General features: G+C 36.5%; 9 protein-coding genes. 7 read left to right on the top strand and 2 right to left on the bottom strand.

The features are described 5' to 3' along the window. A partial coding sequence (gene nrdD, locus J6D32_RS08610; RefSeq protein ID WP_287467550.1) for an anaerobic ribonucleoside-triphosphate reductase occupies positions 1-223 on the top strand: 223 nt, incomplete at its 5' end. Positions 224-662: 439 nt separating this feature from the next. Here nrdD and J6D32_RS08605 read toward each other — a convergent pair. Continuing rightward, the gene (locus J6D32_RS08605) at positions 663-1289 is read right to left on the bottom strand and encodes an HNH endonuclease (RefSeq protein ID WP_009606513.1); all 627 of its coding nucleotides are present in this window, start codon (positions 1287-1289) and stop codon (positions 663-665) included. An 89-nt stretch (positions 1290-1378) separates the two neighbouring features. Next, positions 1379-1783 (bottom strand): hypothetical protein, encoded by a 405-nt coding sequence (locus J6D32_RS08600; RefSeq protein ID WP_006785845.1) that lies wholly within the window; start codon positions 1781-1783, stop codon positions 1379-1381. A gap of 110 nt (positions 1784-1893) precedes the next feature. Between J6D32_RS08600 and J6D32_RS08595 the strand changes: the two genes are divergently transcribed. The 6 genes from J6D32_RS08595 (at position 1894) to J6D32_RS08570 (ending at position 7187) form a co-directional block, all read left to right on the top strand. Further along, complete coding sequence (locus tag J6D32_RS08595; RefSeq protein WP_129821805.1) at positions 1894-2667, top strand: MurR/RpiR family transcriptional regulator; 774 nt, start codon at positions 1894-1896, stop codon at positions 2665-2667. 366 nt (positions 2668-3033) lie between these two features. Further along, the gene (locus tag J6D32_RS08590; RefSeq protein ID WP_170837659.1) at positions 3034-3960 is read left to right on the top strand and encodes a 1-phosphofructokinase family hexose kinase; all 927 of its coding nucleotides are present in this window, start codon (positions 3034-3036) and stop codon (positions 3958-3960) included. Between the two features lie 260 nt (positions 3961-4220). Next, a complete protein-coding gene (locus J6D32_RS08585) occupies positions 4221-5603 on the top strand; it encodes a PTS fructose transporter subunit IIC (protein WP_272155593.1) in 1383 nt (460 codons plus the stop codon). An 18-nt stretch (positions 5604-5621) separates the two neighbouring features. Further along, positions 5622-6068 carry a PTS sugar transporter subunit IIA gene (locus J6D32_RS08580; protein ID WP_082410054.1) on the top strand — a complete coding sequence of 149 codons (447 nt, stop codon included), beginning with the start codon at positions 5622-5624 and terminating at the stop codon, positions 6066-6068. 117 nt (positions 6069-6185) lie between these two features. Then, complete coding sequence (gene nrdG / locus J6D32_RS08575) at positions 6186-6689, top strand: anaerobic ribonucleoside-triphosphate reductase activating protein (RefSeq protein ID WP_006785850.1); 504 nt, start codon at positions 6186-6188, stop codon at positions 6687-6689. 12 nt (positions 6690-6701) lie between these two features. Next, positions 6702-7187, top strand: coding sequence for a dUTP diphosphatase (locus J6D32_RS08570; RefSeq protein ID WP_155223885.1), 486 nt, complete (start codon positions 6702-6704; stop codon positions 7185-7187). The last annotated feature ends 235 nt before the right edge of the window (positions 7188-7422 follow it).

Genomic DNA, 7422 nt, shown 5'->3' with positions numbered 1-7422 from the left:
TATTCAATACGCTGAATTTAACACGAAGTCTGACTGCTGTCATGTTTGTCACTTTGAAGGTGAAATTACGTTAAATGATGACTTATCATGGGAATGTCCGAATTGCCATAATAAGGATCAAGCGAAGATGAATGTTATTCGTCGTACCTGTGGTTATTTGGGAGACAATTTCTGGAATAAAGGGAAAACAGCGGAAATTAAATGTCGTGTTATGCATCTTTAATATAAAAGGCTGAATCAAACGCTTAGAAGCCCGTAAAAGTGAACTTTCACAGATGACAGTTTTCTAGTCATCTAGGGAAAGAAACTTTATAGAGCTTCTGTTTGATGAAGCTAGATTGAATATAAAAGGCTGAATCAAACGCTTAGAAGCCCGTAAAAGTGAACTTTCACAGATGGCTGTTTTTTAGTCATCTAGGGGAAAGAAACTTTATAGGGCTTCTGTTTGAGGAAGCTGGATTGAATATAAAAGGCTGAATCATGCGGTTATCCTGGCGTACAAATGAAGAGAAAGCCAATTGAACGTTTTTGTTCAAAGAGATTTATCGAATTTGATAGCCAGGATGCATGAGGAAGCTAGATTGAGTAAAAAAAGGCGAAATCAAACGTTTTTGAAAAGTTAATAAAAAAAATGGCGTGGACGTAAGTCCTCGCCATTTTTTTTATGGAAATAGTTTTTTATAGGGAAGATACCAGTCGGTTTTGTAGCCGTGCTCTTCACAGAATTTTAATAGTTGATCTTCGTTATTAATTCCCCGCTCAGTAATTTGGCGATGGATGTCCTTGTTAACGAGTAGACCGTTATCAATATTGTTGGCAATTTCTCGAAACATAGAATAACTACGAATATGAGAAAATTCATAATTTGTTTTTAGTTTTTCACCAGTTAGCTCGTCGTGCGTAATTTTATAGGTACTACGACGTTTTTTCTTAAGTTTGGAGCGATCGCTTTTCAGCTGGTTATCATAATCAAGCCGTAACATTTTAACGGTATCACACATGTGTATTTGTTCGTAATATTGTTTAGAGGCTTGAAGGTTAATTCCCTTAGTTCCAGTTCCATTTTCTTCTTCAGATTTAATAATTTGCTCCATAACTTTAAATCCTCTGATGTAAAGTTTACCATCATAAGTTCGTTTGTATTCATCAGGCATTTTCATCACAATAAAGTTGATGTTATCCTTTGTTGTTCTTAAAATGCTATGTAGCTTTTCCTTTTTAACCCATATCCATCCTTTTCCATCTATTAGGACACTATTTTTCCAAGCATTTGAGATTTCTGTTTTCATTTTAGGGGTGACTTTATCTGATAGTTCAGGCTCGTTATAGTTTAAGTCCTTTCCTGTTTTATAAGGAATCAGATCATTACTAATATGAATTACTCCCTTCCTGTCATTTGTTGATAAAGTTCATTGAGTTTCATCATAGCCTCACTAGATTTTGCATGAGGGCATACGTCTGGATGGATCAGTTTTGAGATTTTATCTCGCCATGATTTAGCTTCTTTTTTGTCTTTAAATAGTTTACTTGTAATATTTAGCTTGTTCATTCGTATTTCGCCATCTAGTTCAACTAAGTAGAAAATGTATTCGATTGACGGAGAGATAAAGTATTGCTCTGATGGTGTGGTGATTTCTTTTATTTTTTTGAAAAGATCATCCCAACCACGGGCAGTAATTTTTTGTTTAGTATCCAATCTAATACATTCTTTAACTTCTTTAAAGCTTCCAAGAGTTTTCAATTCTTTAACTGAATTTACATTTCGCCAATTAATAATAAACACCTCGTTTCATATCTAGTTATTATCAATATATTCGTTCGAACGATTAAATATCATTCCTACTTTTATAATTTGTAAACGTTAAGCATATATTTGACTAGGGGGCGATTTCGGTGTTAATTGAACTAGTAAAAGAGGTAGAAGAAAAATTGACGACAAGTGAAAAAATTATTGTTGATTTTCTAAATGACAATGAATCAAAGCTAATGAATATGTCCATTGTCGATATTGCAGATTTAACCTTTACTTCACCTGCGACGGTGAGTCGTACGATTCGAAAAATTGGGATGAATGGATTTACTGAATTAAGATATCGGTTATTAAATCAAAATAAGCAAGATACAGAAATCATGGCTTATCAAGGCGTGAACCGAATTTTAGAAAAATCGTTGATTGAAGTTAGCCGAACGATTGAAAACATTTCGTTACGAGATATAGTAGAAGTTGTGAATTCCATTGATCGAGCGAAACGTATTTATCTATTTGCGCGTGGATTAAGTGAATTAGTAGCACAGGAATTTGATGCAAAAATTAAGTTAATGGGATATAATGCTTTTTTAATTAATGACCCAAATATTATGGTGAAGCTGGCTAAGAACATTAAGTATAATGAATTAGTGATCGTTTTTTCATTAAGGGGAGAAACAGAATCGATTATAGACGCTGTTAAAAATGCTAAAGAAAATGGCGTCAAGGTAGTAGGATGTTGTTGTGAAAAAAATAGTACCCTAAATTCATTAGCAGATATCATGATTGTTGGAGAGAAGCATCGCGATATTTCAATTAAAGAATTCGAGGTCACCTCAAGAATACCACTCCAAGTCATCTCGCGAGTCATCATAGATTATTTAATTGAATATGGGGCCCCCAACCTAAGTAGCGAATGAAAAGAGCTCTTAGAAATCCTCAATTGTTGGGGCAGGCCCCCGCGGTAAGTAGCCGCTAGGCTCTTAGCTATTCTCCTTTGGTGGGGTGTGCCCCCGCGGTAAGTAGCCGTTAGGCTCTTAGCTATCCTCCTTTAGTGGGGCGATATGAAGCACAATCTCTAATTATTAGAGAAATAAGGATTATTAAGAAATAGCTATCTCGAAGAGGTAGCTATTTTTTTGAAAATATTGAAAATCTAAAAAGCGTGGTTATATCAGAAAGATTTAAGTTTGTAAGCGCTAAATAAAGAAAACATTTTCGTGAGAGTTTGGCGTACAATGAAAGTGTAAGAGAGAAGGTAAGATTTAAAAAAAGGGGGATGAATGATGCTCTATACATTGACTGCGAATCCAGCTATTGATATGAATTTTTTATCGCAGACATCGGATTTAAATAAAGTGAATCGCACATCTGATATTGTATATTCACCGAATGGAAAAGGCATTAATGTCAGTTTGACTTTAAAGTATTTTGGCATTGATAGTACTGTTTTAGGTTTCTTCGGAGGGTTTACAGGACGTTATATTGTGGATGAATTAAAGAAAAGAGAGATTGTAGTTCGACCGTGTTGGATTGAAGAAAATACAAGAATTAATACGTTTATTACAGTGCCTGATGGAGAGTATAAGTTTGTGAATAAGGGGCCTTTTATTAATTTGGGTGTCCAACAGGAGTTGTTAGAGGAACTTAGATATGCAATAGATTGCGAGACGCTTGTGATTAGTGGTAGTTTACCACCAAGTATTGATGAAAGTTATTATGATGAGATTATAAAGTTTTGTCAGGCTCAAGATATTGAGGTCGTACTCGATATCAGTTCTAAGAAGTTAAAAGATTTATTGAAGTATCGACCTAAGTTGATTAAGCCAAATGATGAAGAGTTAGCAGATATTTTTGGATTAACGCTTGAGACGGAAAACGATATAAAAGAAGCTTTGACGTTTTTATACCAAGAAGGGGCTCAAAATATTTTACTGACGCTTGGTGAGAGGGGGATGTATTTTTTCAATGGTGAAAAAATGTATTTCTGTGAAGCAAAACCGGTAAAACTTGTGAGCTCGGCGTGTGCAGGAGATGCCTGTTTGGCGGCGTTTTTGAGTGAGTGGAAGACGAATGTTGAGCTTGCTTTGAAAAAAGGATCGGCCGTAGGAGCGAATGTTGCACAGTCTTACGGACTAGGTGATTTTAATGAATATAAAGCTTACATGAAAGAAATAAATGTTACGCAGATACTAGTGGGGCCCCCATGCTAAGTAGCCGAAAGGCTCTTAGCTATCATCCTTTAATGGGGCGGGCCCCCATGCTAAGTAGCCGAAAGGCTCTTAGCTATCATCCTTTAATGGGGCGGGCCCCCATGCTAAGTAGCCAAAAGGCTCTTAGCTATTCTCCTCTAGTGGGGAAAAATTCGTTTTACTGAGTCAAGGCATTACTTAGAGATAATCTCACAAAGTTTAATCGTTGTGAAAAGGAGTCTCTATTAAAATATAAATCTAAAATACGGAGGGGTACGTGTATGAAGAAAATTGTAGCTGTAACAGGATGTCCAACGGGAATTGCGCATACTTATATGGCGGAAGAAGCATTGAAAAAGGCAGCAAAAGAATTAGGAGTAGAAATTAAGGTTGAAACAAATGGGGCAGTTGGCGTTGAAAATGAGTTAACACCTCAAGATATCGAAGAAGCAGTTGGCGTTATTATTGCTTGTGATAAGGATGCGAGAGTGGATCGTTTTGTTGGAAAACGTGTCATCGAAGTATCTGTAAAAGATGGAGTTCATAAAGCGAAATATTTAGTTGAACAAATTTTAGCGGAAACTGCTCCGATTAAAGGTGGAATTAAAGCAACTCATTCAAGTAAAGAAGAACCTGTTGCAAAGCAAGGAGTTGGACACAGTATTTATAAGCATTTGATGAATGGGGTTTCTCATATGCTACCACTTGTTGTAGCAGGTGGTGTTTTAATTGCTATTTCATTCTTGTGGGGAATCCATTCTGCCGATCCAACTCATGAAACATATAATCAGTTCGCGGCAATGCTAAAACAAATTGGAGGCGTTGCGTTTGGATTTATTGTGCCAGTCTTTACAGCGTATATTGCGTCTTCAATTTCTGGGCGCCCAGGCTTAATTGCTGGATTTGTTGGTGGGATGATTGCAAATGATACGGGTGCCGGATTCATTGGAGGAATCGTGGCTGGGTTCTTTGCTGGGTATTTAGTTCTTGGTTTAATCCATTTATTAAAAGGTCTTCCACGCCAATTTGAAGGCTTAAAATCCATTTTTATTTTACCGATTATTGGGGTATTGTTAACGGGAATGTTAATGCTTTTCTTAGGGGAACCAGTCGCAGCAATTAATAATGCTGTTATGAGTTGGTTGGCAGATCTTCAAGATAGTAATGCCATTCTTTTAGGAATTGTAATTGGATGTATGTGTGCTTTTGACTTTGGAGGGCCAGTTAATAAAGCGGCTTATGTAACAGGAACCATGCTTTTAGCTCAAGGAAATTATTACTTTATGGCGGGTGTTTCGGCTGCTTGTATTACACCACCACTTGTGATTGCTTTAGCAACAACCTTATTTAAAAATGCATTTGATGAAGAAGAAAGAGCAGCTGGACTCGTTAACTATATTCTAGGATTTACTCATATTACAGAAGGTGCCATTCCGTTTGCAGCCAAAGATCCATTACGTGTGATTCCAATGTTAATGTTTGGTTCTGCTATCTCAGCTGTTTTAACTTATTTAATGAAAGTACAAGTTCCAGCTCCTCATGGTGGATTCTTAGTTTTACCAGTCGTAACAGGTGCTTTCCAATGGGTATTAGCCATTTTTATTGGTTCATTAGTTGGAGCTATTATCTATGGAGGATATCGTCAACGATTGTTAAAAAAATAATAGAGGTGGAGAAAAGCGATGTTAGCAGAGTTAATTAAGTTGGAGAATATTAATTTGGATTTACAGGCTCAAACAAAAGATGAATTATTTGAAGAGATGGCAACTCAATTGAATCAAAATGGTTATATTAAAAACGTCAAAAAATTTAAAAAAGATTTATATAAACGTGAATCTGAAGGAAATACAGGCATTGGATTTGGAATCGGAATTCCTCATGCGAAATCAAAGTATGTGAAGCAGTGTTGCATTGGGATAGGAGTATCGAAACAGGGAATCGATTATGATGCGATTGATGGAGAAAAGGTTCATTTAATCTTTATGCTAGCCATTGAAGGACATGAAGCCGATTTACATCTTCAGGCACTAGCCGCTCTTTCGCGAAAACTCATTCACGAGGACTTTAGAGAAAAATTATTAAATGCTAGTTCAAAAGAAGAAATATTTGAGTTAATTTGTGAAGAATAATAATGAGAGGGGATGTCTTTTGAAGGCATCCCCTTTTAAGAGTACATAATTATTAGTATAATGAATATTGTGATACACTAATAACAGATTAAATTTTGTTGAAAAGTGGTGAATTGAATGAACTATGCACAGATTCGAAAGTTTGATACAGCTAACGGTGTAGGGATTCGTTCGAGTTTATTTGTATCAGGGTGTACTCATGGTTGTCCGGGATGTTTTAATAGAGATTATCAACATTTTAAGTATGGTCATGCTTGGACGAAAGAAGTTGAGGATGATTTTATTAAGCATTTAAAAAATCCAAATGTAGCGGGTGTGACGATTTTAGGCGGAGAGCCGATGGATCAGGTGCGCGATAATGATTTGTTGCATTTAGTTCAACGTATAAAATCTGAAACAAATCAAAATATTTGGATTTATTCAGGATATACATTTGAGGAAATTATGGCACATCCTAAAACAAAGGCAATCCTTATGTATTGCGATGTTTTAGTCGATGGTCCATTTATTCAAGAGTTGAAAAATTTAAAACTTAGGTTCCGTGGTAGTAGCAACCAACGTATTATTAATGTTGCACAGTCATTGGAAAAGGGGCAAGTGTGCTTGCTAGAAGATTTTTAGGAGTGAATTTACATGTTAAAAATTAATTTTGCGAAGGTAAAACCATCCGCAATCATTCCATCAAAACGCCTAGAAGACGGTGCGTTTGATGTGTATGCGTGCTTTGAAGAAGATTTTATCACGTTTGAACCGCATGAAACGAAGTTAGTCCCAACAGGATTAGCATCAGCATTCTCAACAGATTATGTGGCAATTTTAAAAGAACGCGGCTCAACAGGAACAAAAGGAATCGGACAGCGCTGCGGAGTGGTAGATTCTGGATACCGTGGAGAATGGTTCGTTCCGATGACGAATCATAATAATAAACGTCTAGTGATCGCAAAGGAAAGTGTCGCACAAAACTTTGAAGATAGCATCGTTTATCCATATGAAAAAGCAATTGCACAGTGTATGATGGTTGAAGTTCCGAAAATGGCGATTGAAGAAATCAGCTACGAAGACTTATTAAAAATCGAATCAGAACGCGGAACAGGAGCACTCGGATCATCAGGTAAATAAAAGGCTGAGAGTGACGGGTAATCTTGCGTAAAAGTCGTAGCTAATGCTCAAAACTCGGTTTATGAGTTTAGTAGCATTAGGAGACTTTATAGAAAGATTGTCGCTCGAAGCTGGATTAAATAAAAGGCTGAGAGTGACGGGTAATCTTGCGTAAAAGTCGTAGCTAATGCTCAAAACTCGGTTTATGAGTTTAGTAGCATTAGGAGACTTTATAGAAAGATTGTCGCTCGAAGCT

The organism is Turicibacter sp. (assembly GCF_017941855.1).
Lineage (GTDB): Bacteria > Bacillota_I > Bacilli_A > MOL361 > Turicibacteraceae > Turicibacter > Turicibacter sanguinis.
Note: the sequence above shows the minus strand (reverse complement) of the source record. Positions and strands in the feature narration are given on the sequence as shown.

Excerpts from the sequence above, each read along its gene's own strand:
- J6D32_RS08580 (WP_082410054.1), top strand. The coding sequence starts at position 5,622 with ATGTTAGCAGAGTTAATTAAGTTGGAGAATATTAATTTGGATTTACAG.
- J6D32_RS08590 (WP_170837659.1), top strand. The coding sequence starts at position 3,034 with ATGCTCTATACATTGACTGCGAATCCAGCTATTGATATGAATTTTTTA.
- J6D32_RS08605 (WP_009606513.1), bottom strand. The coding sequence starts at position 1,289 with ATGAAAACAGAAATCTCAAATGCTTGGAAAAATAGTGTCCTAATAGAT.
- nrdG (WP_006785850.1), top strand. The coding sequence starts at position 6,186 with ATGAACTATGCACAGATTCGAAAGTTTGATACAGCTAACGGTGTAGGG.
- J6D32_RS08585 (WP_272155593.1), top strand. The coding sequence starts at position 4,221 with ATGAAGAAAATTGTAGCTGTAACAGGATGTCCAACGGGAATTGCGCAT.
- J6D32_RS08570 (WP_155223885.1), top strand. The coding sequence starts at position 6,702 with ATGTTAAAAATTAATTTTGCGAAGGTAAAACCATCCGCAATCATTCCA.